Consider the following 26223-nt stretch of genomic DNA (forward strand, 5'->3'; position numbering starts at 1 on the left):
CACCAAATCCTCGATAAAATGTCCATTCTTGAATACATTCGGCCGCATCGCCCGCAGGTCTGCGTAGTAGCCTTCTCTCGTCTTGAATGCCATATGGGTTCCTCCTATTTTCCTCATATAATTTAACATATCTTACCTTGCTTTTTTGCAAAGTATCATGTTTCAACAAAGTTGCTCCCCTTTGCAGAGCGTATCCTATCCATACAGGTTTCCCGCTTCATCAAACTGCATCGGCACAAAGTCGCTGACCAGTTCCACGTCCGGGCGGTTACAGATGCTCTCCCAGTAACTGCGGCTGACCAAAATATCATCCATACACTGGGTGTTCCGTATCCGGACAATCTTAGCCTGATTATAATCAACACCATTCAGAGTGCGAATCGCAATCATCAGTGCATCAAAATCATTATTCATGTAGAGCGGCATCATGGCACTTCTGAGCTGCGTGGCATTGAGAAGGTTTGTCCATGTTGCTCCCCAGTCCACATCCCGCAGGCAACGGAGGGTTGTAACATCCGCCATTCCCAAACCGCTGGCATTGTGATGGCTTTCCTTTGTCAACCCCCGCACAAACAGCCGCTTTAAATCCAGAATCTCACTGCCAAAGCCAGGCAGTTGGCTGGAGTTGCGGCCTGTGACATTGGGATCATGTCCGGCGCCGCTGATATTTTTGCCGATCTCATCAATTACAAGTACATCTATTTGTTTGCCTTTGAATGTGGCAATCCGCCTTTTGGCAATTTCCAGCAGCGCCCGCTCCCTCTCCAAGATGTTTTCCGGCCGGATAACCTCCAGCTCACTGACCTCATCGTAGGCATTCTGTACAATACCAATGCCGAATAGGCATTTGCATTTTTTTAAAAAAAGCTCCACAACCTCCGGAAGCCGCTTTGCAAAGGTTTCAAAGCCCGGCACATGAAATTCAGACGCACCGATATGGTTTCCCAGGCCTATGGCAATCATTTTAGCCAGACCACTCTCATAGGCCCCCTTGAATTCACTGTGTGGTTTGATTTTGTTCAGTACAATAATTCCGTCGCTCTCATAAGCGTATTTGTCACAATAACAATGTGTCCCGTCTGTCAGTGTCCCATAGTGCACGACATCCATCGTAGACAAGATGGGAACCTTCATGGTCTTCTCTGTGATATTGAATCCTTTTAAATAATCGATTTGTCCCTCCGCTGTCCCTGATCCGTGGCTTCCCATCGCCGGGACAATAAATGGCAATGCTCCCCATTCTTTCAGGCGGTCACACAGCGTCCGGACAATCAAGTCCAGATTGGGAATTCCCCTGCTCCCCACCGTGATGGCAAGCCGCTTTCCCGCAAGCATTCCGGGACAGTCTACAACTGCATTCATCTGGTCCAGCAAATGGCCCTTCAGATCTGCAATATAATCGCTTTCATAAATTTGGCGCATATGCGCCAGTTCCGGAATCCGGATTTCCTCAATCCCTTTGACGACCACCTGGCTTTCCGGAAATGGAATAAACATAAGTCCTGTTCCTCCTCTTTTCTATCGGCCGTTCAAATCCCCCTCTTACTATTTTAAACGTTTTCTTTTCCAAATAGGTATGTCTCGTGAAAAACGCCTAATCTCTTTCTTGATCTCTTCCCAAATCCAAGATAACATGCCGGGCCTGCTTTTTCATCGGAGGTTTTTACGAATTCCATGAAGTCGGGCAGAGGCCCTACTGGACAAAACATCCAGTTCCCTTCCCATCTCATTTCAAAAAACCGCACGCAGCCATGATGGCCGCGTGCGGTTTTTACCGTTTTATGCGCAAGCTGTGTTGAACCAATTTATAGCTGCAGTGCTTCTTTCAGATGGAATGCCCGGAGTGAAACCTGCAGATTCAGCTCCGTCTGCGGATTGCTGAGATCCAGATTCTGCTCCTCTTCCAGCCTCTGCAGTCTGTACAGCACGCTGTTCCGATGCAGGTGCATAATCTGTGCCGTCATGGTAATATTCCTATCGCAGTTCAGGTAAACCTCCAAAAGCTTCAGATTATCCGTCTTCCTGGCTTTATCATGCTCCGCAATCCGTCCCAAGACATGGTCAAAAATATTATCCCAGGAGATCTCCCCAATTCCGCAGAATATCAAATGTTCAATATAGTAATCACTATAATCATACGTACGCTCATTTGGGTGCATGGTTCGTCCCAATTGTGCGGCTGCCTCCGCCTGGGTATAGGCATCCCGGAAATCTGAAAGTTCCTCAAATTTCCTGCTAATTCCGCAAAAAGAGTCATATGTATTCAGCACAGGGGTGATGATTCCGGAGACAGCTTGGCGTTCTGTATCTGTTGACTCGTTGGCAAGCAGTAAAATGCGTCTCTGATAGGGAAATGCGGTCACATAAGGGAGCCGTCCCCGCAGTAGTTCCGAAATATAATTCGAACGGGCAATCGATTCGCTGGTGCAGCGAATCAGATACAGCCGGTAATTTCCGTGAAGCGGGAGGGTCAGCAGACTGCTCAGCGATGTCAAATCCCGTTTGGATATCTTGCCATTTAAAAGATCCAGCAAATAGCAGACATTTCTCTCATGCTCGGAAACCCCCTGATCGGACATCGTAGAGAGATACTCCTCAATGGCATCCGTCAGAAATCGCATCTTATGCAGATCCGTCTGCGTAGGTTCGCTGTTCACTCCATACATGCACGCCAGATTCAACTGCATGGGATTTGCCTGATAGGCCCGGATAACAATTGTGCAATTCAGATAGTTTGGCCGGTACATAAATCCAATGGTTTTATATTTCTCTGCTTCCACCACGGTTCGCCCAATTCCTATTACCATCCGCTCCGGGAACCGCCCGGTCTTTCCAAGTTCTATCAAGTCCGGGTGGCGGAATGGAAGATTTCGGGTGTAGGCAACCGGCATCATGGACTTGTTCATAATCACAATTGGATTTGTAAAATACGGTTCACTTACATTCAAAAATTCCTGAATGTTCTCCTTTTGAATCAGAACGCGGCTAATCTCCCGCTCCCACGCATTCATTCCATAAAAAAACACAGAGAGGCGGTTGAAGAAATCCGCCAAGTTACCGGCTTGTTTCAGCAGGATTACGCTGCATGGTATTTTTTCAACAGCTTCCTCTGTCATTTGTTCGGTTTTGGGACAGATTACGGTGATTCCCTCAGGGATCTCTCCCTGTCTTGCCAACAGCTGATCCGCACTTGATACAAATAATGTGTTTACCTTTGGCAGCGGCTCAAACACATCGGGCAGCAAATAAACGCAGTCGAATGATTGCTCCTCGGATCTTCCTGGAGCCAGCCGCACCATTGGCTGGTACCCCTCCAATTGCTCCAATATTACCACAAGCGGCAGCAGCATTACACTCCATCCTCCTATTCAAAGGGTTCCCCCCTGTTCTTTTCAGCTCCTCTAATCCTTTTGGATTGGCAACTCCTTGCTTATCCCAGCGGACGCAGCTCCCCGGTTTCCGTATCCATCACATAGCCCCGGATTGTCACATCCTGGGGCATCAGCGGATGATTGCGCAGCAGATCCACGGTCTCCTCCACCGAAAACTCCACAGTGTCAAATCCGCGCAGCCATGCTTCGAAATCGATCCCGCAGTAGCGCATCATATCGATATGGTCCTGAGAGACACCCCGCTGGATGAGATGGCGAATCATCATATCCGCATTGATGTGAGACACTCCGCAGTCCGTGTGCCCAATCACCATAACCTCTTCCACACCCAGTTCTACAATCCCCACCAGCAGACTCCGCACAGCACTGTCAAAGGGGCCGGTAATCATACCTCCGGCGTTCTTGATCATCTTCACGTCTCCGTTCTTGATTCCAAGAGCAGCCGGCAGCAATTCTACCAGCCGAGTATCCATACAGGTGAGAATGGCAATTTTCTTATCCGGATATTTGCTGGTTGAAAATTGCCGATATGCGCCGCTTTCGACAAATTTCGCATTATAGGCAAGCATCTCATCAATCATGGGAACCGTTCCTTTCTCTGAAGATAGTTGTTGTTCATTATAGCAGTTTTCGACATCATGCGCAATCTGTTCCATCGCACATTGCAGGCAACTGGAAAAAGTTTTATAATATCTAAATCAATCACTTTTCTCAGGGGGCCCTATGTATATTGCCGATCTTCACATTCACTCCCGCTTTTCCCGAGCCACCAGCCGGGACTGCGATCTCGCCCACCTTGACTGGTGGGCCCGCCGTAAGGGCATTGGAATGCTGGGCACCGGGGATTTCACGCATCCCGCCTGGCGCGCTGAGCTGCAGGAGTATTTGATTCCGGCAGGCGATGGTGTATACACGCTGCGGAAGGATTCCTGCCTGCCCGCAGATATGCCAGGGGAAGCCCCCCGTTTTGTCATCACCGGAGAAATCAGCTGCATTTATAAACGCCATGGGAAAACCAGAAAGGTCCACAACCTGATTCTCCTCCCCTCTCTGGAGGCGGCGGAAGAGCTCTCTGTCCGTCTGGAGGCCATCGGGAACATCCACTCTGACGGGCGGCCCATTCTGGGGTTGGACAGCCGGGATCTGCTGGAGCTGACTCTGGAAACCTGCCCGGAAGCCGAATTCATCCCCGCCCATATCTGGACACCGCACTTCGCAATGTTTGGCGCATTTTCGGGCTTTGACACCATTGAGGAATGTTTTGGTGATTTAACCGCCCATATCCACGCTGTGGAAACCGGGCTGTCCTCTGATCCGCCTATGAACTGGCGGGTCTCCGCGCTGGATGATCTCACTCTGGTCTCCCACTCGGACGCCCACTCTCCGGCCAAGCTTGGCCGGGAGGCAGATCTGATGGAAACCGGATGCTCCTACCCGGATTTGGTTCAGGCCATCCGGACTGGAAAAGGATTTCTTGGAACTGTGGAATTCTTTCCGGAGGAGGGAAAATACCACCTGGATGGACATCGGAACTGTGGCGTCTGTCTGACCCCAGCTGAAACGGAGGCACGAAACGGCCTTTGTCCCGTATGCGGAAAAAAGCTCACCATCGGTGTGGAGCATCGTGTGGAAGCGCTGGCAGACCGCCCCGAGGGATTCCGTCCAGAGGGGGCTAAACACTTTGAGTGTCTCGCCCCTCTTCCGGAAGTGATTGCGGCGGCCGCAGGATGTTCCGCTGCATCTAAGCGGACTCTTGCGCTCTATGAGCGGATGCTTCAAGCGCTCGGTCCGGAGCTTCCCATTCTGCGGGAGACCCCCATCGAGGATATCCGGCATGTGGCCGGAGCTTGTGTGGCAGAGGGAATCCGCCGTCTCCGGGCAGGTCTGGTGGAGCGGCGGCCAGGCTTTGATGGGGAATACGGCACCATCTCCCTGCTGACGCCCGGAGAAATTGAGCGCTTCAGCGGACAGCTCTCTTTGTTTGCGTCGGATGGCTTACCCGTGAAACAGCAGCCACGCCACACACGGCTTCCGGCGGCGCGGGCGCAGCGAAGTCTCCTGCCTGCAACGTGTACGGAACAGCAGCTGAACCAGGGGCAGAAAGAGGCGGTTACCGCGCCCATGGGTGTGACAGCTGTGGTGGCCGGTCCCGGCACAGGGAAAACCAAAACACTGATCTCCCGCATTGCATATCTGATTGAAGAGCAGGGTGTCAAGCCAAGCGAGATCACCGCTGTCACCTTTACCAATCAGGCATCCGCCGAGATGCGCCAGCGCCTGGAGATCCGCCTTGGCGGCAGGCGCGCCGCAGCATCCATGACCATCGGGACCTTCCACGCCATCTGCCTGCAGCTGCTGGGGCCTGTCCATCTTATCAGCCATGGCGAGGCACTGGAAGCCGCAGCCGAAATTCTCCGGGCGCAGAGCAGCCGCATGCACCCCGGCAGCTTTCTCCAGGCGGTTTCCCGCGTAAAGAATGGCACTCCCTGCGAATCCGCCGGCCTCACTCCGGAGATGTATCATGCTTATTGTGCCCAGCTGCACACGCTTGACGTTCTGGATTTTGATGATCTTCTGACGGAGGCCCTGCGTCTGGATACGGTGGGCCGCAAGGCGTTTACCCACCTTTTGGTAGATGAGTTTCAAGACCTGAACGATGCCCAGTATGCGTTGATCCAGGCCTGGAGCCATGGTGGGAAAAGCCTTTTTGTCATCGGGGATCCGAACCAGTCCATTTATGGCTTCCGCGGTGCTTCCAGCCGCTGTTTTGATCGCCTCTCAGCGGATTTTTCAAACGCGCAGGAAATCCACCTGACAGAAAACTATCGTTCCACGCCGGAGATTCTCCAGGCCGCCCTGCCCATTATCATATCCAATCCCGGTGACCGCCGTCTCTCCCCCCATCAGCTCTCCGGCCCGCCTGTGCGCCTTGTCCAGGCATCGGATGATTTTGCAGAGGCCCTTTTCATCGCCAAGGAAATCGGCCGCATGGCGGGCGGTGTGGACATGCTGGAATCTCAAAAGCTGGGGCACGATCGGGCGGTACGTGCCTTTTCGGACATTGCTGTGCTCTGCCGTACACACCGGCAGTTGGATCTGGTTGAAAAGTGCCTGCGGCATGATGATATTCCCTGTATCATCAGTGGGCGGGATGGCTTTTTAGAGGCGGATGAAGTACGGGCAATGCTGTCGTTTCTCCACTCCCTGCAGGATCCCGGAGATCGCGCTGCCCTGGCAGCTGCATTGCAGCTTCTGTGGGACTGCCCTGCCGATTTGATTCAAAAAGCCCAGGCCGCCTGTTCTCCGATGTCCATCTTACAGCCAGCTTCCCTGCGGGAGACCGTTTGCGGATACGGCCCTCTGGAGGCCTGGCTGGATCAGGCAGAGACGTGGCTTCCCCTTGTTGAAAAAGAGAAACCGTGGAAACTGGTGGAGTCTTGGGAATCACAATACGGCAGCACACCCGCTTTGGAGCGTCTCCGAAATACCGCCGTTTTTCACTCCACCTGGAAAGACTTGTGGAACGCGCTGGTTTTGGGGCAGGATGCCGACGTGTGTCGGGCGGCGGGCAAGGGCTGGGCCTCCGGCGCCGTACGGCTGATGACGCTTCACGCCTCCAAGGGACTCGAGTTCCCAGCCGTTTTTGTGTCCGGGATAACCGCGGGCATCCTGCCGTTGGAATCCGCGGCGCATCCGGTGGACTTTGAAGAGGAACGACGTCTTTTATATGTTGGAATGACCCGTGCCCGGGAGGAGCTGATCCTCACCGCTGGTTCCATTCCCTCCCCCTTCCTGGCCGATTTACCGGAAAGCGTCCTACGGGAATCCCAGTCGCGCCGGGAGCGGCCCGCGGAGCAAATCCGCTTGTTCTGACTAGTCGGCCCGGCGGCTTTTTCCACCGCATCTCTTCCTTCTTTTTTTCCAGAATCTATGATATGATACCAGTTCAGATAGGAGCTGATTTTATGGAGCAGGCGCATAAACGCCGCGTCCGCTATCAGGGGACGCATCCCCGGAATTACCGGGAAAAATATAAAGAATTGAATCCAGAAAAGTACCAATCCGATGTAGAGAAAATTCTGAAGAGCGGGAAAACCCCCGCCGGAATGCATATTCCCATCATGGTGAATGAAATTTTGGATTTTCTGCAAATTCAGCCGGGCCAAATCGGCTATGACGCCACGCTGGGCTATGGCGGCCACACCCGCCGAATGCTGGAAAAGCTGCAGGGAGAAGGGCATCTGTATGCCACCGATGTGGATCCGCTGGAATCCGAGAAGACCCGCGTCCGGCTGGAAGGCCTTGGTTTTGGCTCAGAGCTTCTCACGATTCGCCGGATGAATTTTGCCGATGTGGATCAGGTCGCCCCGGGTGTGTTGTTTGATTTTGTTCTTGCAGATTTGGGCATTTCCTCCATGCAAATTGACAACCCAGAGCGCGGCTTCACGTTCAAATATGACGGCCCGCTGGATCTGCGGTTGGATCCCTCCTCGGGTATGACCGCCGCCCAGCGCCTGCGGGAACTGGACGAGGAGGAGCTGACTGCCATGTTGGTGGAAAATTCCGACGAGCCGTATGCCACCCGAATTTCCCACGCCGTTATGCAGGTATACCGCCGCGGCGGATCCGTCGACACCACCCGGCAGCTGGCCGCCGTGATTGAGGGAGCGCTCTCTTTCCTCCCGGCAAAGGATCGGAGGGAAACCGTAAAAAAGTCCTGCCAACGGACATTTCAGGCACTTCGGATTGATGTCAACAGTGAATTCGAAGTGCTGTACGCCTTTTTGGAAAAGCTGCCGGGCGTTTTAAAACCCGGCGGACGGGTGGCCGTGCTGACCTTCCACTCCGGAGAGGATCGTCTGGTGAAAAAAGCTTTCCAGCGGTACCAGCGGGACGGCATCTACCAGGCTGTCGCCGACGAGGTGATCCGCCCGTCGGCCGAGGAATGCTTTCAAAATCCACGGGCCCGCTCCACAAAGCTGCGGTGGGCTATCCGGGCGTAAGGAGGTGCAGTATGCTGCGTGAGGAAACCATTCAGCGCGTGCTGAAATTTCGGGACGATCGGGATTGGCGGCAGTTTCACACGCCAAAGGATCTGGCAATTTCCATGAGCCTGGAGGCCGCCGAGCTTCTGGAGGTTTTTCAGTGGAGCGGAACAGATTTGGAATGTACGGCAAAGCAGGCCAGCATCCGCGAGGAATTGGCGGATGTTTTGAGCTACTGCATTTTGATGGCCGACGTCTGCGGCTTGGATTTGGACGAGATTATGAATGAAAAGGTCACAAAAAACGAGAGAAAATACCCGGTGGAAAAATCCAGAGGAACCGCGGCAAAATATACGAAACTGGACTGAAGTCAGGCGAGTCCTTCCTACCGCGTCCCCTGGTTCTTCCGTCCGGCTTTGCGTGGGGGCCGCTGCTGCAAGCGCCCCATTCAAAAGCGCAGTGTCCTTTCTCTGTAACAGGAGGGATGTCCAGGCCAAAAGGCCCGGACATCCCTCCTGTTTTATCATGATGTTGGATGCGCTCCGTCAGCTATACGGCAAACAGCCTTTCAAAAACACCGTGTTCCATGTCATCAATATTGTAGAGATGTGTCATGGCGCGGAATGTTTCTTCCAAATTCCGGCGGGCATTTTTCCAGCCGCCCCCATCTGTAATCCACACAAACTCAACACCAGCGATCTGACGTGCCTCTTCCGCGATCAGTTTGTAGCTTCTTGCGGTTTCATTCAATTTGGAACCGCCGCCGGTATAAAAGTTCGTTTCCATCACATAGATCACCGTCGGCGTTTTGACGACAAAGTCCCAGCGCTTTGTGGTAGTCCCCTCTGCCGATATGGCTGACAGGTCGACATTCCACTTGCGCTCAATATCATTCAAATACATTTCCTTGTAGTATTCGGCGCCGGTTTTTCGGAGAAAGCCCTCTACCAAATCCTCCATCTGGTGCCCGCCGCGGTTTTTACGGCCATTGCTGTCCAAGCCTGTTTCAACGCCGAGCGCATAATCCACCAGGTTGCTTACCAGATGCCTGGAGATCAGATCCAGAAGCCCGGTTTTTTTCATAAATGTGATGTCCTGATCGGCAGAACACTTCGGCTTGTCGAAATCATACAGAAATGCCCCGTCTTCGTCCTGCGCATAAATTTCATGTTGTCTCACCGCCAGGAGCAAGGGAATACATGTTAGGACTTCAGGATACCGTTCGATCAGCCTTTTGAAATCCGCTTCAATATCGGAGGAGCCAATCAGGGAATTCATCATATTTAATTCTATCCGGACCGCGTCAATATTGGCGTATACTTTCGGGAAATCCACATAGTACGCGTAACCATTGATGCTCGGTCTCATTTTTGCCAGCCAGCTGCTAAACTCTCTCATGCTCTTCCTCCAGTTTTAAACGCCGCACGGAAAGCTCAATGTATTCCCGTTCTTTGTCGATTCCAATATAGCGTCGTCCCAATTGCTTTGCGGCCACTCCCGTTGTCGAGCTTCCGCAAAATGGATCCAATACGATATCCCCTTCATCGGTCGATGCCTCAATGATTCTTCGAAGAAGATACAGCGGCTTTTGTGTTGGGTGCCTTCCCTCTGTTTTCTCTCCTTTTGGGGTAAGGGACCCCACCCACACATCCCGCATCTGCTTTCCCTCATTCTGCTCTTTCATCAGCTGGTAGTGAAAGCAGTGCTTTGCCTTCTTTTCATTTTTCTGTGCCCACAAAATCGTCTCTGTGCTGTGGGTAAAGCAGCGGCAGGCCAGATTCGGCGGAGGATTTGTCTTTTGCCAGGTGATATTGTTGATAATCTGAAACCCCTCCTGCTCCAGTGCCATTCCAATGCTGTATATGTTGTGGAGGGTTCCGCTGATCCAAATGGTTCCGTTTAAGGAAAGCGCCTGTCTGCACAGCCGGATCCATCTTCTGTTAAACGCATGTTTTTCTTCAAGGGAAGCAATCTTGTCCCAGCTGCCTTTGTTCACAGATACCATTTTCCCCGCCTGGCAAGTGATTCCGTCGTTGCTGAGAAAATAAGGCGGATCTGCAAATATCATGTCAATGGATCCGGCTTTTATTTGTTCCAGGGCGGAAAAGGTGTCTTCCAGAAGGAGCATCTCCCTCTCCCCGGCAAAGTAAGGCACAGTTTTCCCAATTAATAACTCCACCATTTTTTACTCACTTATCAAAATTGGTAATAATCACTTCTTTTCCAAATCGCTTGGAAGAATCCCGGTTGATATTCCGTCTGACGTCAACCGTTTCTATCTTGTAGCCACTGTACAGTTCCCGCACCAACGGTACATCGTGGTTGCTCAGCATCAGGTAAGCCCCCATGGAATCCAGACGCCGGAACAAGTTTGCCAACCGGCGGTGCGACTCGTAAGAAAAGCCGTCTTTTGTATAATCTGTAAAGTTCGCCGTATCGCTGATGGGCACATAGGGCGAGTCGAAATACACAAAATCACCCGGTTTGACGTCTGCACAGGCAATCTCAAAATCACTCTGCCGGATATCAACTTCTGCTTCGCGGAGATACCGTCCAATATTGCGCAGGTTCTCCGCATCCACCGACGGACCGCTTGTTTTGTTGTTGTACGGGACGTTGAAAAGGCCCTTGGAATTGACGCGGTATAGTCCGTTAAAGCAGTGTTTATTCAACCATATCATCATTGCCGCACATTGCGCGTCCAGTTCGTGTGTCATGATTTTCTGGTTGTACCTGCTGCGAAGCTCCATATAGCAGGCTTTATCACAGTCCGCGGCATCATAGGAATTTACGGCTGCAATGACTGCCTCCGCGTCCTTCTTCAGCTGCATATAAACATTGAGCAGCTGCTCATTGATATCATTGATAACCGCCTTTTTCGGCTGAAGATCCAGTAAAAGTGCTCCTCCGCCGATGAAGGGCTCATAATACGTCCCAAAGGAAGGCGGCACATGTTCCTTCAATTTTTCAAGCAGCTGCTTTTTCCCCCCGGCCCATTTCACAAATGGACCCATTTGTAATGCAGCCGCTGTTCCCCCATCAAATTGTCCGTTTTCCTTTGGCATCGCAGTCAATTGCCGCCTCTCATGTGTGCGCTTCTGTCCACTCTCTCCGGCGTTTTCAGCTGTGGGAACAATGCGCCAGGTCATATTTCTGCCGGAGTAATTCCAGTATCGAATATCCTGCTCAATAAACAGCCATTTTATCACTTTCAGGACATGATCCACCGGCAGGCCCGAGGCAAACCGAATGCGCTGCATCTCCTCATCCCCGACATCCCGGCATTGATAAACCTTTTTCAGCAGTGTATAGAGTTTGGCGTACATTTGCGGGTTTTCCGCTTTTTTTCTCTGTAAGTCCGCCTTCAGGTCGTCATGCTTTGGATAGTTTCTTTTGCGTTTGCCCTGCGCATAATTAGTGTTCTCGACACAAACCAAAAAATCAAACCCATTGTGCAGATTCGCCGGACGCTGCAGATATACCCGGTCTCCGGATTTCAGCGTTTCCACATAATAAATATATTGGGATGCATCATTTCCGTTGCCATTGCCCGGGTCTTCTGCAGCCATCTGTTGGATCACCCGCATACGTACTTCATTTCGGGTTCCCTCGTTTGAAAAGGAGCATGTTATCTCATGCTTTGCCATTTTGCCGCCTCCTAAAAGCCCCTCTCCCGGCATAGGGCATCAATTCTCCTCCAGCTCATTCCCCGCATAAAATCAGCTGCCTCGCCGACACTGCGGTTTTCTTTCAGCAGCACATGGATACCCAGCCGTTTAATGCGTTTTCCCAAACGGGTATTCTCCTTGCGCTCCTCTGCAATCATGGCCATATAGAGAATGGAAAACATGATGTCGATTTCCTGCGCATCTGAACCATATGTCTCAGCAATATCCGTTATCGAGGAGAGCACCCTGCTGTCTGCCTGCCGGCCAGTCATATCGTACACACGGACATAGTCCCTGTAAATCCTATCGGCACCATATCTCTCCGCATACTGCTGCATCTGTTGAAAATACTCGGTGTCCTTCGGTGGCCTGCGCCTCTTATTGGGCCTGGTCAAATAAACACACCAGCCGTCAAATGCCCCCTGGGCATACTCAAGAAAAGAACCATCCAGAAATGTTTTGATTCTCTGTCCCATATCCATTCCCTCACTGCGGGGCCCAAACCACTGTTGCCAGCAGAAAGTTCCCTCCGATTTTACAGGGGGCACGGCAGCACCTTTGTGATGTTCGCAAACTCAGGCTGGTATCCCTGCTGCTTCTGTCCACATACAGTATACGGTATTTTCGCAGTTTCGACAAGACGCTTCCTGCGCACGCCTGCAAAATCTGCCAGGAAGCGCAAATCCAGGTATACCCTCACGGCCTTCGGCGGTTCAGGTCACCCTCCTGAGAAAGACAAATCGGTTTTCTGCAGAATGGATGGGTGAAAATCGGTAATGCAATTCCGAAAAGCCCTTAATTGCTTCCGGGCTGGTGATCTGGTTCTCTGCCAGCCAGCGCACCATCTGGCCCCGGGCCATTTTGCAAAGGGTGCCTTTTTCAACCACTTTTCCGTTTTTTTCCTCCCCAAAGGTGCAGGTAAGAAAGCGGACGGAGGCCGGCAAATGTGGCTCCACAGCGCGGCTGTACTCTCTTGAGGCCAAGTTCAGGATGACATCCGTCTCCGATGCCAGCCGTTCTGCCAGCCGGCTGCCCCAGAAGGCATATAAATCCCTGCAATTACCTACGCGCAAACGGGCCTGCATCTCTAGGCGGTAAGGTGTTACCCCGTCAAGCGGCCGAAGCAGGCCATAAAAGCCCGACAGAATGCGCAAATGTTCCTGAATATAGGTCAACTGTTCCATTTCGAGGACACCGGGCGCCATGTACTGGTACTGGATACCTTCATATGCTAAAACGGCCGGAGTCAAGCGACGGCGCAGATCCATGCCGCGCAACCGCTCCACATTCAGTTCAGCAATGGCTTCGCTGCACTTCCAAAGGACTTGCAAGTCCCTTGAGGACATTTTCCGGAGTACTTCCCGCAACCGCTCAGCCCCGTCAATCAACACGGGCAGGCCGCTAATCGGAAAGCTGTCCATATCCACACTCATTTTCTTTGCAGGCGAGATGATGATACGCATAGGCAGTTTCTCCGTTTCCATGCTATCTGGCAGGATCCCTCCGCCGGATTCAATCCTCCAAAGCCCACACACCGGCTGGGCTTGGCATTGGCGGCGGGATTTAGTAGAAGTTTCTTGTCCAAACAGGCATTCAGCGCCGCCACGTTCACGTCAGCCAGATTCAGAGGGAACATTTTGCCGCTTGTGAACCATGAAAAAGCAGAGCGGAAAATCAGGCCGCCAGGAAGTCTGCGATATCGCTTATGAATCAGCCGCTTCCTCCACCACAAGTATTTATTATTGTATCATAAATTGTTCTGAAAAGCAGGCTCTTTTCACATCTTCATTTTATAGGTTTCCGCAAAATTGCTCTTCCCTGCGTTCTCTGTATGGGCAGAAATTCATGCCAAGCTGCGGGGATGCTCATCATTTGTATTCTTCAGCAGTACTTTTCACAAAAACAAACACCCACCGGACAAACCAGCAGGTGTTTGTTTTGAAAATATTTCACATTTTCACAGTCCACGCCGCATGTGCCCTCTTTATTCGCCGCATGCGCCCTCATGCTCGTGTTCATGGCAAATAGAACCAGTCGACTCCAACTCGCCCTTCAGATAGGACTCCACGGCAGTGCGAGCATCCCCCTGTACACCGATGATGACCTCCACACCGCGCTCATTGAAAATATCCACGGCACCGCCGCCCATACCACCGGCAATAATCACCTGGGCACCGTTGTCAGCCAGGAAATTTGGCAGGAATCCAGGGCGGTGGCCAGGATTCGGGACACTGTTTTCCGAAGTAATTTGGTTGTTTTCAGCATCAAAGAAAATGAAATTCTCGCAATGGCCGAAGTGACCGTCTACCATCTTACCCATAGCAGCAACAGCAATTCTCATGATTTCTACTCCTTCACAGTCTGAACTCAATATCATCAGCCGAGCAGCTTGCCCGTTTGATTAAAAATATGGCGCAGAGCGTCCCGCGCAGGACAGTCCACATCTGCAAGGCTTATTCCCCGGTTAATGGCTGCAGATGCATGTTTGTCATATGGGATCTTTCCCACAAACGGAATTTGGTGTTCCAGGCAGAATTGTTCAATGGCTGCCGTATGTTCTGGGCTGGCATCCCATTTGTTGACGCAGACCGCCGCCTTTGTCCGGAAGATCTGAGTCGTTTTGAAAAGCCGCTCCAAGTCGCTGCGTCCCGCCTGAGACGGCTCCGCCACGATAAGCACCAAATCCACTCCGCTGATAGAGGAAATGACCGGACAGCCAATTCCCGGAGAACCGTCGATAATCGCCAGTTTCGCATTTGGCGCAGCTTTTGTCATGGCAAGCTTTACATCGGAAACCAGCTTGCCAGAATTGCCCCGTCCCATTTTCAGCATCGCCGTGGAGAATACGGCGCCATTTCGGTAAAGGAATTGCTCTCCGGCGATATCCTCCGTCAAGGTCACAGCCTTCACCGGGCAGACATAGGCACAGACGCCGCAGCCTTCACAGGCAGTTTCCCGTATCCGGTAAACGCCATCCCGCTCGTCAATTGCATCGAATCGACAGTGCTGCGCGCAGAGCCCACAGCCCACGCAGGTACCTGTATCAATTCGCGCCTTATCCGATCCTGCAAAGACAAAGCGTTCCGGTTCCGTCTTCACAGGCGTCACAATGTGCAGGTTCGGTGCATCCACATCGCAGTCCGCAATGGCCCTGGCTTGGGCAAATCGGATAAAGGCCGCCGCCGCAGTGGTCTTTCCGGTGCCGCCCTTTCCGCTGAGAATCAGCAGCTTTTTCATCGGCGTACACCTCCGATTTTCTCCAGCAGGCGATTGAATTGTCCGGCGTATTCCATGTCCTTTTCAGCGATGATCTCTCCGTTTGCAGCCAGCCGCGCCAACTGTCTGCTGTATGGAATCCGTAGGAGAATCGGCAGGCCGTTCGTCTCACAGAACCGCTCCAGCGGATCATAGGGCGCATCCATCTTATTGATGACTACCCCGCAGGGCTTTCCCAGCAGCGACGCCAGTTCATATACCATCTGAAAATTGTGAAAGCCAAACGCTGTTGGCTCTGCCACCAGCAGGCAGTAATCTGCACTGGCCACACTCTCCATAACGGAACAGGCGCTGCCCGGCGGACAGTCAATGATCTCCAGCCCTCCATGGGCATCTCCAGCACGCAGTGCGGCTTTGATGACCGGCACGCCAGACGCTTCTCCCGCATTTAAAATCCCGGTAATCACGCGCACACTGCCATGCTGCCCCCTCTCCACGCAGCCCACGGGGCGCTCTTTTTCACAGACCGCTCCCTCAGGGCAAGCCAGCTGGCAGCCGCCGCACGCATGGCAAACCTCTGGAAATACAAGGGGTTTCTCTTTGATGTAAACCAAGGCGTTGAACCGGCAAAATTCCACGCATCTGCGGCAGCCGGTGCATTTGGACGCGTCAAACTCCGGCAGCAGTGTACAGACCGACTCTCTTGCCACGCCCTCCGGCTTCAAAAACAAGCGACCGTTCGGTTCCTCCACATCGCAATCCACATAGGCCACCTGCTGTGCAATAGCCGCCAGATTCACTGCTACCATGGTCTTACCTACGCCGCCCTTGCCGCTTAACACTGCAATTTTCATTGGACACCTTGAAAGCCCGTGTGAAAGTGGGTTAGCTGTATAAGCCGGTTTTCCTGGCAGGCGATCAAATTCTCTGCTCCGTTGGTTCCATCCGCCTTATAAATTTGAATATTGGCCGCCTGGAGCACGTCGGCGGCATTCTGCCCGCAGCGGATAGTGATAAGCACATCGGCCCGCTCGTCCACTGCAAATTGTGCCGCCTTAATCCCTGCACCGCCTTGGGCCCGGGCAGCCGGATTCTCCCGGACTTCCGTTTTTCCTGTTTCCGCATCGTAAAAAAGGAAATAAGGCGCACGGCCAAAGGATGCGCAAATATCCGTCTTATTCTCTTCTACCGGAATTGCAATTCTCATAGATTCTCCTCCTGGCCCTGCATTCCGCATCTATGCCGGTGCTTCCGGCACCCGCCACAGCCACAGTATGCCTCCTGGCCGTCACAAAGGCGGTAATTGCCGCCCTCAATTTTCAATGGAAGCCCATCCACCAGCGCATCTGCCATTTTTTTGCGGGCCGTGGCGTAAATCTGCTGAACCGTGGTGCGGGCAACCCTCATATAGGAACCGCATTCCTCCTGCGAAAATCCCTCTTTATCGATCAGGCGGATGGCCTCATACTCGTCCACTGTCAGCACGATGGCCGTCAACTCCTTCCCATTGATGGGGGTAAATCCAGAGTTTTGCGGCAGACAGCAAACCTTTCTGCATTTTTGCGGTCTTGGCAACGTGACCTCTCCCTTCCATTTTTGGCATATGCCGTTTATAATTTTATTATATTCTATTTCTGGTATATGTCAAGAATTTAATTGACATATACCAGAAAGCATTTTATACTATTTAAAATACAATTCATATTGTAAAGGATTCCGCAGAGATGGCAATTACATATGATTATTACCGCATTTTTTATCATGTTGCCCAATGTCAAAGTTTTACTCAGGCTGCTGAGGTATTGGGCAATAACCAGCCTAATATCACCCGGTGCATGAACAATCTGGAACAGGCGCTTGGCTGTAAGCTGTTTTTTCGTTCGAACCGGGGAATTACACTGACGCCCGAGGGGGAACGTCTGTATCTTCATGTCTCCATCGCCTGCGACCAGCTGCGCATGGGTGAAGAGGAGATTCAACGGGATCGCAGTCTGGAATCCGGTATTCTCTCTATCGGAGCAAGTGAAACAGCCCTGCACCTGCTGCTTCTGGACAGGCTCTCCGCCTTTCATACAAGATACCCGGGGGTACGCTTGCGCATCACCAACGATTCCACTCCGCAGGCGATTGCGGCGCTTGCGAGAGGGCAAACAGACTGCGCAGTGGTTACAACGCCCAACCAAGCGGCGATGCCCCTGCGGGAAACCCGTCTGCTGCCTTTCCATGATGTTCTGCTCTGCGGCAGTCAATACCGGGAACTTGCCTCCCGCCCACGCAGGCTGAAGGACTTGGAACCGTATCCATTTATCTGCATGGGAAGGGGGACTGGTACATATGAATTTTACCAGCGGCTTTTTGCCAGGCACAACTTGCCTCTACGCGTAGATACGGAAGCAGCGACGATGGATCAGGTACTGCCTATGATCCGCCATAATCTCGGAATTGGATTTTACTCAGAGGAATTGGCCAGTCCTTCCGTCTCTGATGGAACGGTCTACCAAATTCCTCTGGTGGAGCCGATACCGGAACGGGCTGTATGCCTGATCGAAGATACTGCCCGTCCCCAAAGCATCGCAATGAAGGCTCTGCGGTGCCTTTTGTGTGAAGGCGCCCCGGTATAAGGAAAAAGCTGTGGAAATGCTAAGCATTTCCACAGCTTTTTCCCTGATTTGTTCTATGCGGCAACTGCATCGTTTATTTTTCCGATTTGAGACAATATTGGCCACACCGATTATCTGTCCTTCCAGCTGCATAGGTCTCATCTACATGGATGGGTATTTCATATGTGCTGTTTTCAGGGCCAACTCCATTGGCTCTCTGTGCGGCCATGATCCTTTACTCGGGGCATTGGTACCTCGGCTTGCCTTTACTCGCCCTGCCATACTCAATGGCAGACACTGGGCAACCGCAGATACAGGCCATGCAATGGGTACAGTGATCCCCCCAAAAAGGCTTTCCGTTTTGTATCTGGATATTGCCAAGCGGGCAGGCGGCTTCGCACTTGCCGCAGCTTATGCAGGCATTGGAAACGGTAAAAGGCTTGGCCTTGATGCAGACCCGATAGAATAGCTTGTTGACGATGCTGGATTTCAGGCGGTTCACGACTCCCGTCTGAATCCCAGGGAAATCCCGTCCCTCCCGGATGCAGCCTGCGCCCCGCTCCAGCCCTGGCCGGGCGGCGGCAATTATTTTCCGGGCCTCGTCCTCCTCCGGCGCATTGAACAGCGCGATGTAGTTCTCCGGCATGACCGCCTCCAGGGTTCCGCGATAGCGGAGCCCTGCTTCTTTGCAGAGGGCTTTGTTGCTCCGATCCGCATTTCCGATCTCACTGCCGCAGGTCATAACAAACCAGGCATCCTGGCTGCCGGAAAAGCGACTTTCACGGATAAAGTCAGCGAAAACATGGGGCAGCTGCCAGCCGTAAGTGGGTGCCACAAACACCCAGGGCTTTTCAGAGACCAGCTCCGCCGCGATGCTTTCCCGGATGAAGTGGAACGAATTCACCAGTTCATCCTGCAGTTGCTCAGCCAGTATTTTGGCGCAGTACCGGCTGTTGCCGGTTCCTGTGAAATAGATGATCATGGTACTCCCCCTCAGATGATAATGCCCTCGCAGTGGTCAATCTCGTGCTGGATGATCTGGGCCGTCCAGCCGGTGAAGGTTTTGAGACGTACCTGGAACTTCTCGTTCTGGTAGCGAACCTTGATGGACCGGAACCGCTTGGTTTTTCGGGTGCCAGTGAGGGACAGGCAGCCTTCCTCCGTCAGATAAGGGCCGGACTGTTTGACGATCTCGGGATTGAACATGACCATGTAAGTACCCTCGTTGTCAAAGGTGATGATGCGTTTATTCACGCCGATCATGTTGGCTGCCATCCCCACACAGTCCGCACGGTTCGCTTCCAGTGTTTCCAGCAGGTCCTGTGCCACAAAAGGTCGTCCGACGTGGCCGGTTCGGCCCTCTGGGCGAGGAATACTTCGTCTTTGCAAATTTCTCGGATCATGATTTCCTCCGCAATATCAAAGGGGGGCTCTGGAGATGGGTATTGAATTATGTCAGCCAGCCCCCGATGCATCTCCGTATTCTTCTTTAGAACGTCTTGTCTTTATCCATGCTGCATAAAAACAGATTTTGTCGGCGGAGTGGCCAATTGGTTTGAATGTAACGCCAAAATACTCCAACGGGAACTTCAAAAAGCTGATTATATATTCTGATTCAATTTCCAGCTTACATAAATTTATCACAGCACTATCATTTGTTTCCTTTGCTTTTTATCAATTCATTTTATCATTCTCTTCACCCCGGCGCCATCCAACAGATTGACAGTCTGAAATTTACCGCCATAAAACACCGCCCAGTTGTTGAACACGCAAGGCAACGCCTTTGCCTTTTCCAGCGTGTCCACCGGCCGGAAAGATACGGGGACAGCGTTCTCTGCACAGTATTCCTGCAGCCGCTCCACGCTCTGATAGACAAAGGGGCACTGAAAATCGTAATAAACGGTCAGCTCTTTGCTTTCGATTTCCATCCGTTTCGCATTGGAAGCAAACTTCGGTGTAGTCCCGTCAAAGGAGAGGGCCATAAGTTCATAGCCATTTTCGGTGGTATCCACCGCTTCAAAGCCAAATTTCTTCGCAAAAGCCTGGTCGGAGAGCCACGCCTTCTGTTTGGCTGCCCCCAGCATACAGATGCCGGACTTTCCCTGTTCTCTGGCATCTGCAATGCAGGATTCCATCAGTGCCTTCCCGTAACCCTTTCCCTTTTCTCCACCATTCACCCATAAGCAGTAAAGGTAGATGTAGTTGTCGCCGATGACCGGAACCCAGGCCATTTCCAAGGGGGCATACTCCACGAACACCGTGACCTTTGCATTCAGCTTTCGAAAGATATGGCCTTCCCTCAGGCGGCCTGCAAGCCACCTCCGCTTGGCCTCCACCCCCGGATGTGGCTTTTTGCTGCGGATGATGCAGCAAAGATGCTCCGCCCCTAGATTTTCCGGCGTCAGATTGATAAATTCAGCACACATATTGTACATGTCTCCTCTGTATGTATTGCTGCTATAACCGCATTTCATAAAAGAAGAAATCTGTCCAGCCCGTATTCTCTGCGAACAGGTTCCGCTTGCCTTTATATTGGAAGCCTCTTCCTTCATACAAGTGCTGCGCAGGTATATTGGACGCCAGTGCATCCAAACGGATCGCTTTTTTATTGGAATCTTTAGCAAGCTGAATGGCTTTCTCAATCATCTGCTTTCCGATTCCTTTTCCTTGGTAATCAGGATTTACACCCAAAATATGTATCACCGCAACTTCATGGTCATCCGCCATAACCTCCCATGCAATATCGTGATAACCATCCCCTTGTTCCATGGTTACAGCCATAGCGCCTGCCGCATTATCCTCATCCATATATAAATACATTGCCTGACCTTCCATATACGCTTTAATTGCCTGTTCAGTTGGATGCATGCCCCTTTTCCATCTCGCATATATGTTCATATTTTCGGTGCAGTCAATGATTCTATTGTAAAAAGTCAAGAGATATGGAAGATCACACCATTCCGCCTTAATTAGTTCCACCTTGTTCATCTTCTTTCCCGTATGGTTCTTCGAAGCTGCGCAGCGTTCCCGCCGCTGATCTCTTCAGAAGAATCCGAACCTGCTTCACAGTCTTTCTGCTCCAAGCGGCGGTTATCGTACGCCTCAGATACCAGCTTTTTTTGAGAAGCCGCCTCGGATCATCTTTCGGGTGTGTCGGTTCCGCCAATCTCCCTTTTTCAAAGCAGGCCTCCCCATGTGCGGCATTTTGCATAAAAGGATCTCGTTTTTTTACAGGTGGTCTTGGACTGGCACTGCGCTTTTCTATCTTTCAGCATATCATAGCAATCGCAAAGCGTGCAACATATCTCTCATATTTTTCACATTGGAACCAGTCACCATATTAAAAAACACTTTTGATGGCTCCGGCGGCCACGGGCTGTGCTGCTGTCGGTGCAATTGGTCTTATAAAGTTTGTCATGGAACTTCTTCCAATCGGAAAATTCCCCGGAGTTTTTGGGCGGGGAACTGAAATGAAAGCGAAAAGCAGTACACAAAACGCCGCCCGGCTTTGGGCAGGTGTTTTTTGTAACGTTAATCATGATCGATTTTTCTAATCGCCGAACGCCGGTCCGGATCCCACTGTTCCGCTTTGCACTGAATGACCAGTTCCTCCAGCGCCGAGAGGGTGGCCGCAATCAGAACTGCAGCCAGCAGCCAATGAGATTTTGTCAGCACCAGCGCAAATGGATACAACGCCAGCAATACGCCAGTGGTCTTGTTACCCAACGTGTGCAGAAAGCCGAATTGTCCGAAACGCAGCCAGGCAATCAATGCCGAAGCGAAACGCAAAGCGGCCACAGCGTAGATCCACACCGTCAGCTGCAGGCCCGGCGCAGCCAGGGGCCAAAGCCTCCATACCAGCGCCGCCATCACCGCCAGATCCGCTGCCGAATCCAGCCGCGCGCCCAATGCAGAGCAGGCGTGCAGCCGCCGGGCAGCCAGGCCGTCCAGCGCATCGGTCAGGCAGCAGAGCAAATACAGCGTCAAAAACCATACCGCATCTTCTGCAGCCAGTAGCCCCAGATCCAACGGAAACCGTGCTGCAGTGAGCAGATTCGGCAGATACTTTCTCATGGCAGCTGTTCCAGCACTGCCGCAATATCCTTCAAGAGCAGCGGCCGCATACTGTCCCGGTAGCCAGTCAGGTCAGCGTGTTCCAGCATCTTGCGGATACGGGGAACCAATCCCGGCTGCGCTGCGGCAATCTCCGGCAGAGCCTGAATACACTGCCGGGCGGTGATAGGCTTTTCATCAGTGATATGGCGGAGAAACTCGTCCATCAGGATGCCGAATTCCTCCTGCCCTGCCCACTTTGCATTGGCGGCAAGAATATAGATGCCCCGGTTTCGCACCAGAGAATTTTTGTGTTGAAGGAGGGCAGCAAAATCCGCCAGGTGGGGCGCCCAGTGGCCGCTATCCCGGCTCTCCGCCGCAATCTGTTCCGTCAGAGCGCAGGCAGCCTTCGCGTCCTTACCGGTCAAGCAGGCAATATATGAAGAAATTTCCATTTTTGTTGGCCTCCGGTCAGTTTATGCAGCTTTTCACCAGTTCCAGCGGCACATCCATCCTGGCTGCCACCTGCTCCGGGGTCATTCCGCCGCGCAGGAAGCGGTGCATCACGGCCTCCATGGGCTCACCCACCTCGATGATGTGGCGATCCAAGTCATAGAACCGCACCACCCGCTGGCCCCAGCGGTGCTCCTTCACCGGATGGATATATTCGATCTCCAGCCCCTCCAGCTTCTCGACGAATGCGTCAAAATCGCCTTCTTCAAAGTAGAGTTCTCCGGCATTTCCTGCCGGAAAAACGCGCTTGCCTTCCAGAAACTCCCGCCAGGTATCCATGGTCTGCAGGCATACGCCGCCGGTCAGCGTTACATTAGCCCCGAAGTCCATAATGACACGCAGCCCCAGAACCCGCTTGTAAAAGTCGATGGAGGCGGCCAGATCGGTCACCGCCAGCAGAGGATTTTTAAAATTCATCATGTACGTCCTTTCTTCCGGGATTTTGGCAGAGATGTAAGCGGCTCCAAAATCGCAATGACCTTCCGCACCAGTTCGGCGTTTTCAATATCCAGGATGTAATGTTCACGAGCCCCCTCGTAGGGTCTTCCCCGTTCCGCTCCAATCAGCACGCCGTCCAACTCCGGGACAGTCTTTACAAACGTAGTGTTGTCACACACCAGCAGGATGGGTTTTTCATTCACATAAACCATGTACTCGCCAAACATCTTCCGATATCGCACCGCGTCCATGCCGCGGAGCTGTTCACTGACAAACTCGACATAATCAAGCGTCGTCGCCATTAGGGCTCCTCCTCATTTCACCAGTGCAAAATCATGGGCCTCCTGCAGCCAGTTCATCATTTCGTTGTCTATCTGCTCTATCTCCGACACAATAACATGGTGGGTCCAGCGGTTGGGGTATGGCTCCACGGCCACAGCAATGCGGGGCGAGTCCAGACGATGTTTAAGGCCGAAGGACAGCATGAAAAACACCTCCGGGCATCCCTTCATCCGCCTCATGGATACAAAGGCAAACCCATATCTGGCCTTAAAGGTAATCTGAGATTTCTGTACCTTCAGGGTAGTATCGGGACACCTGTCCAGCAGCCTGTTCCTCAGCGCTTCATACAGCGGCAGCGCACTAGGTTGTGCGCTGAAAAACATCAATTCGTCGGGTGTCATCAAATCGCCTCCTGTTCCTGTCAGTATACCACGCAAACCGAAGGAATCAACTTAAATTGCAAGTCTCTGTCCCAGATAAATATTGATGGACAAAAATATACACATAAATTGAATAAATCTGACACAAAAAATATCTTTCTACATAAATGCAATTCTGTGGAGATATTTTATGTCTGATTTTAATTTCAATTTTAGCGATATACAAAAGCAACTTTCCTTTTCCAATTTAGCTGATGAGGAAATCCAGCAACTAACGGAATCTCGGTCACATAAATGGCTATCATCATAATATTAGTGATTTTCTGTATTTGTATCACGGTGTTTCCTCCAAGTTTCTTGACTACTACTTGTCTTTGTTCTATTGGAAGGAAAAGAACAAGGATAAATCCTATTTTGACCAAGCATATGATTATGATATAATCACTTTGCTATCCAATCAGTTCAACAAGATACCTCTTCACAAGTTCAAGGAAAAGGAAATTTCGTTTGACTTGATGGGTATCTTTGGGGGAATTAAGATCTTGCAGTTGTAATTAATCTGCTATACTACTTTTTAGGAACTATTAAGAAAATTTTCTGTCTATATAAATAGAATCATAATTTAGATTGGAGGTACACGACATGAAAAAGTTAATCATATTCATTTGGGCACTGACTTGTCTATTGGGACTGGTTGGGTGCAATAAACAGTCGGGAGAAGATTTAGCAACTACTGAGGTCAAAACTTTTGATATAAGTGATGTTGAAAAACTTACCGTTAAATCTGGTTTAACAGGCGAAAGTGCTGATATTACTAATGTTGAGGATATTGAATATATTACCGACAACATCAATGCTCTGGAATACTCCAAAAGCGAGGAATTAAATAGTGATGGTTGGAGTTATACATTATAATGGTACAACTCCAACGGAGAAACCATAGAGAAACTGACTCTTTTAGGGGACGGCTACACCATTATTTTCGACGAATATTATTACAAAGGTATGTCTGCCGATTGTGAAATTGATCTATCTTTCTTAGATAAGCAATTTGCAGGCAGTCCCTCTGATTGATGTTAGCTGAAAACAACTGCTTATTTTTCGAGAATAGCATTAAATAACTTAACTAAAGTAGATGCAGGAACCTTCGGTGTTCCTGCCTTTTTATACAGAGAGTGCATAAGAACATCATTTGTACACACCAAACTTATCTCGTACAGAGGCAATTGTAAATGCGTTAAATGCAATGGTCAACTGTGAATCTATGCTTTGGCCGATTGGCTGAATTTGTCTACCCTGCCCGCTATGCTGGGCTTTGCCCTGTTGGGGCTGGTTCAGCCATCCAGCGGTGCAGCCACCTGCGGGTGGACTGGAATATTGGCCACCGCTATGGTACAGTTTCGCCGGTGTCTCCAGAGCCCCGGCCCTTCGCCGCGGTGTGAATTTCTTTTGCGTCTTGTTCACAGCCGGCATCATCATGGGACGGTTCGTATCCGGCGTTCACTGGCCGGCCGATATCGTGGGCGGCGGGCTGTTCAGTTTCAATCTAATTCAGCTGTACTGTGTCACTATTTCTCTTTTTAATTGCAGCACACGGGCAGAGACTTGAATTTTCAGAAAGATGAGCTTATAATGAGTTTGTAGTCTGGCCTTATGGCCCGGCTAACATCAACATTTAGGAGAACATCTGTTTGAAAAACAACACTTTGGAGATTGCGGGCTGACCGGGAGGTTCCACAATCTCACGAACCTCCCATCATTGCCATTTTACAATTTTGAGGAGGTAACCCCATGAAAAATGACTATACCATTCGTTTGGAAACGAAAAGCGACTACCGTGAAGTGGAATATTTGACGCGCGAGGCTTTCTGGAACGTATACCGCCCCGGGTGTCTGGAGCATTATGTCCTGCACGTTCTCCGGAACGATCCTGCCTTTGTTCCGGAACTGGATTTTGTGATGGAGAGGGGAGGCCGGATCATCGGCCATGTGATGTATATGCGTTCCCAAATCCAGGCCGACAGTGGTCATACCATCCCCATCATGACCTTCGGTCCCATCAGCATTGCTCCGGATTGTAAACGGCAGGGCTATGGAACCATCCTGCTCCGTCATTCCATGGAAGCAGCCAGAAAGCTGGGTGCAGGGGCGCTTGCTATTACCGGCAGCATCGGCTTTTACGGGAAATCCGGCTTCGTGGTAGCCAGCACAAAAGGCATCCATTACTTTGCCGAGCCCCGGTCAGCAGAGGTGCCTTACTTCTTGATTCGGGAGCTGGAACCCGGATTTTTGGAAGGGGTCGCCGGCACCTATCAGGATCCGGCGGGCTACTTCGTGGATGAGTCTGCAGCCGAGGCCTTTGACGCTCAATTTTCTCCGAAAGAAAAACTGAAATTGCCCGGACAACTGGCATAACACCAGAAAGGGAGCGGCCTGATTTGGACCGCTCCCTTTCGGTTTTGGCCGGCCGTTATCCCCAGCGGCAACCAGATTGTCTCTTCCTAGATAATGCACGTCTATGGCTTGTCCGCTTCAAACGCGAGGGAGCGGATGGTTTCTGTCCATATGAAAGGGGTAAAATCTTCAAGCCGCGGAACTGGTCATGCTGTCCGTTTTTATACACCGCTCAGCGACTTTTTTCCATACCATACCGGCCTATACAAAGGAGCGGCGCAAGTTCATGCATTGCCGAGGTG

27 protein-coding genes and 1 pseudogene are annotated in these 26223 nt (G+C 51.5%); 6 read left to right on the forward strand and 22 right to left on the reverse strand.

Annotated features, from left to right (window positions below; all coding sequences use genetic code 11):
- Positions 1 to 195 precede the first annotated feature (195 nt).
- The 3 genes from BMZ81_RS09720 to BMZ81_RS09730 all read right to left on the reverse strand — a co-directional run bounded on the left by BMZ81_RS09720 (position 196) and on the right by BMZ81_RS09730 (position 3973).
- A complete protein-coding gene (locus BMZ81_RS09720) occupies positions 196 to 1497 on the reverse strand; it encodes a nickel pincer cofactor-dependent isomerase, group 22 (RefSeq protein WP_091131466.1) in 1302 nt (433 codons plus the stop codon).
- A 308-nt stretch (positions 1498 to 1805) separates the two neighbouring features.
- Positions 1806 to 3350, reverse strand: coding sequence for a PucR family transcriptional regulator (locus tag BMZ81_RS09725; RefSeq protein ID WP_091131468.1), 1545 nt, complete (start codon positions 3348 to 3350; stop codon positions 1806 to 1808).
- Between the two features lie 80 nt (positions 3351 to 3430).
- Positions 3431 to 3973: a beta-class carbonic anhydrase gene (locus BMZ81_RS09730; protein WP_091131470.1), complete on the reverse strand. Its 543-nt coding sequence runs from the start codon at positions 3971 to 3973 to the stop codon at positions 3431 to 3433.
- A 142-nt stretch (positions 3974 to 4115) separates the two neighbouring features.
- Here BMZ81_RS09730 and BMZ81_RS09735 point away from each other — a divergent pair, with 142 nt between their 5' ends.
- The 3 genes from BMZ81_RS09735 (at position 4116) to BMZ81_RS09745 (ending at position 8745) form a co-directional block, all read left to right on the forward strand.
- Complete coding sequence (locus BMZ81_RS09735; protein ID WP_091131472.1) at positions 4116 to 7265, forward strand: UvrD-helicase domain-containing protein; 3150 nt, start codon at positions 4116 to 4118, stop codon at positions 7263 to 7265.
- Positions 7266 to 7357: 92 nt separating this feature from the next.
- On the forward strand, positions 7358 to 8395 hold the full coding sequence (gene rsmH, locus BMZ81_RS09740; RefSeq protein ID WP_091131474.1) for a 16S rRNA (cytosine(1402)-N(4))-methyltransferase RsmH: 1038 nt from the start codon (positions 7358 to 7360) through the stop codon (positions 8393 to 8395).
- Between the two features lie 11 nt (positions 8396 to 8406).
- Positions 8407 to 8745, forward strand: coding sequence for a nucleotide pyrophosphohydrolase (locus BMZ81_RS09745; protein WP_347498061.1), 339 nt, complete (start codon positions 8407 to 8409; stop codon positions 8743 to 8745).
- Between the two features lie 181 nt (positions 8746 to 8926).
- Here BMZ81_RS09745 and BMZ81_RS09750 read toward each other — a convergent pair whose 3' ends face one another.
- The 10 genes from BMZ81_RS09750 to BMZ81_RS09795 form a co-directional block, all read right to left on the reverse strand.
- Positions 8927 to 9775 (reverse strand): type II restriction endonuclease, encoded by an 849-nt coding sequence (locus BMZ81_RS09750; protein WP_091131477.1) that lies wholly within the window; start codon positions 9773 to 9775, stop codon positions 8927 to 8929.
- Positions 9762 to 10505, reverse strand: a complete 744-nt coding sequence (locus BMZ81_RS09755) for a DNA-methyltransferase (protein WP_347498062.1) — start codon at positions 10503 to 10505, stop codon at positions 9762 to 9764. Before BMZ81_RS09755 ends, BMZ81_RS09750 begins: the two co-directional genes overlap by 14 nt.
- Before the next feature lie 61 nt (positions 10506 to 10566).
- Positions 10567 to 12024: a DNA adenine methylase gene (locus BMZ81_RS14400; protein ID WP_347498063.1), complete on the reverse strand. Its 1458-nt coding sequence runs from the start codon at positions 12022 to 12024 to the stop codon at positions 10567 to 10569.
- An 11-nt stretch (positions 12025 to 12035) separates the two neighbouring features.
- Positions 12036 to 12521, reverse strand: coding sequence for a DUF7004 family protein (locus BMZ81_RS09765; protein ID WP_091131479.1), 486 nt, complete (start codon positions 12519 to 12521; stop codon positions 12036 to 12038).
- Between the two features lie 237 nt (positions 12522 to 12758).
- A complete protein-coding gene (gene yaaA / locus BMZ81_RS09770) occupies positions 12759 to 13508 on the reverse strand; it encodes a peroxide stress protein YaaA (protein WP_091131629.1) in 750 nt (249 codons plus the stop codon).
- A 521-nt stretch (positions 13509 to 14029) separates the two neighbouring features.
- A complete protein-coding gene (locus tag BMZ81_RS09775; RefSeq protein ID WP_091131631.1) occupies positions 14030 to 14389 on the reverse strand; it encodes a NifB/NifX family molybdenum-iron cluster-binding protein in 360 nt (119 codons plus the stop codon).
- Positions 14390 to 14421: 32 nt separating this feature from the next.
- The gene (locus BMZ81_RS09780; protein ID WP_091131481.1) at positions 14422 to 15282 is read right to left on the reverse strand and encodes a nucleotide-binding protein; all 861 of its coding nucleotides are present in this window, start codon (positions 15280 to 15282) and stop codon (positions 14422 to 14424) included.
- Positions 15279 to 16115, reverse strand: a complete 837-nt coding sequence (locus tag BMZ81_RS09785; protein WP_091131483.1) for a nucleotide-binding protein — start codon at positions 16113 to 16115, stop codon at positions 15279 to 15281. Before BMZ81_RS09785 ends, BMZ81_RS09780 begins: the two co-directional genes overlap by 4 nt.
- Positions 16112 to 16468, reverse strand: coding sequence for a NifB/NifX family molybdenum-iron cluster-binding protein (locus tag BMZ81_RS09790; protein WP_091131486.1), 357 nt, complete (start codon positions 16466 to 16468; stop codon positions 16112 to 16114). Before BMZ81_RS09790 ends, BMZ81_RS09785 begins: the two co-directional genes overlap by 4 nt.
- The gene (locus BMZ81_RS09795; protein ID WP_091131487.1) at positions 16465 to 16836 is read right to left on the reverse strand and encodes a DUF134 domain-containing protein; all 372 of its coding nucleotides are present in this window, start codon (positions 16834 to 16836) and stop codon (positions 16465 to 16467) included. Before BMZ81_RS09795 ends, BMZ81_RS09790 begins: the two co-directional genes overlap by 4 nt.
- 149 nt (positions 16837 to 16985) lie before the next feature.
- Here BMZ81_RS09795 and BMZ81_RS09800 point away from each other — a divergent pair, with 149 nt between their 5' ends.
- Complete coding sequence (locus BMZ81_RS09800) at positions 16986 to 17882, forward strand: LysR family transcriptional regulator (RefSeq protein WP_091131490.1); 897 nt, start codon at positions 16986 to 16988, stop codon at positions 17880 to 17882.
- Between the two features lie 214 nt (positions 17883 to 18096).
- On the opposite strand, the gene BMZ81_RS09805 is transcribed toward BMZ81_RS09800, so the two are convergent.
- The 9 genes and pseudogenes from BMZ81_RS09805 to BMZ81_RS09850 all read right to left on the reverse strand — a co-directional run bounded on the left by BMZ81_RS09805 (position 18097) and on the right by BMZ81_RS09850 (position 23548).
- The gene (locus BMZ81_RS09805; RefSeq protein WP_091131493.1) at positions 18097 to 18843 is read right to left on the reverse strand and encodes an EFR1 family ferrodoxin; all 747 of its coding nucleotides are present in this window, start codon (positions 18841 to 18843) and stop codon (positions 18097 to 18099) included.
- 11 nt (positions 18844 to 18854) lie between these two features.
- A pseudogene (locus tag BMZ81_RS09810) lies at positions 18855 to 19264 on the reverse strand (peptide deformylase).
- A 276-nt stretch (positions 19265 to 19540) separates the two neighbouring features.
- Positions 19541 to 20287, reverse strand: a complete 747-nt coding sequence (locus tag BMZ81_RS09815) for a GNAT family N-acetyltransferase (RefSeq protein ID WP_091131495.1) — start codon at positions 20285 to 20287, stop codon at positions 19541 to 19543.
- A 31-nt stretch (positions 20288 to 20318) separates the two neighbouring features.
- Positions 20319 to 20849 carry a GNAT family N-acetyltransferase gene (locus tag BMZ81_RS09820; RefSeq protein ID WP_091131497.1) on the reverse strand — a complete coding sequence of 177 codons (531 nt, stop codon included), beginning with the start codon at positions 20847 to 20849 and terminating at the stop codon, positions 20319 to 20321.
- Between the two features lie 543 nt (positions 20850 to 21392).
- Complete coding sequence (locus BMZ81_RS09830; protein WP_091131502.1) at positions 21393 to 21935, reverse strand: CDP-alcohol phosphatidyltransferase family protein; 543 nt, start codon at positions 21933 to 21935, stop codon at positions 21393 to 21395.
- Complete coding sequence (locus BMZ81_RS09835; protein WP_091131504.1) at positions 21932 to 22369, reverse strand: SufBD protein; 438 nt, start codon at positions 22367 to 22369, stop codon at positions 21932 to 21934. Before BMZ81_RS09835 ends, BMZ81_RS09830 begins: the two co-directional genes overlap by 4 nt.
- 16 nt (positions 22370 to 22385) lie before the next feature.
- Positions 22386 to 22844 (reverse strand): VOC family protein, encoded by a 459-nt coding sequence (locus tag BMZ81_RS09840; RefSeq protein ID WP_091131633.1) that lies wholly within the window; start codon positions 22842 to 22844, stop codon positions 22386 to 22388.
- Positions 22844 to 23167, reverse strand: coding sequence for a TfoX/Sxy family protein (locus tag BMZ81_RS09845; protein ID WP_091131507.1), 324 nt, complete (start codon positions 23165 to 23167; stop codon positions 22844 to 22846). Before BMZ81_RS09845 ends, BMZ81_RS09840 begins: the two co-directional genes overlap by 1 nt.
- A gap of 12 nt (positions 23168 to 23179) precedes the next feature.
- Positions 23180 to 23548, reverse strand: coding sequence for a DUF5655 domain-containing protein (locus BMZ81_RS09850; RefSeq protein ID WP_091131509.1), 369 nt, complete (start codon positions 23546 to 23548; stop codon positions 23180 to 23182).
- 621 nt (positions 23549 to 24169) lie between these two features.
- Here BMZ81_RS09850 and BMZ81_RS09860 point away from each other — a divergent pair.
- Both BMZ81_RS09860 and BMZ81_RS09870 read left to right on the forward strand, forming a co-directional pair.
- Positions 24170 to 24442 (forward strand): hypothetical protein, encoded by a 273-nt coding sequence (locus BMZ81_RS09860; RefSeq protein ID WP_091131514.1) that lies wholly within the window; start codon positions 24170 to 24172, stop codon positions 24440 to 24442.
- An 876-nt stretch (positions 24443 to 25318) separates the two neighbouring features.
- Positions 25319 to 25942: a GNAT family N-acetyltransferase gene (locus tag BMZ81_RS09870; protein WP_091131519.1), complete on the forward strand. Its 624-nt coding sequence runs from the start codon at positions 25319 to 25321 to the stop codon at positions 25940 to 25942.
- The last annotated feature ends 281 nt before the right edge of the window (positions 25943 to 26223 follow it).

The sequence above is a fragment of the Oscillibacter sp. PC13 genome, from assembly GCF_900115635.1.
Taxonomy (GTDB): domain Bacteria; phylum Bacillota; class Clostridia; order Oscillospirales; family Oscillospiraceae; genus Oscillibacter.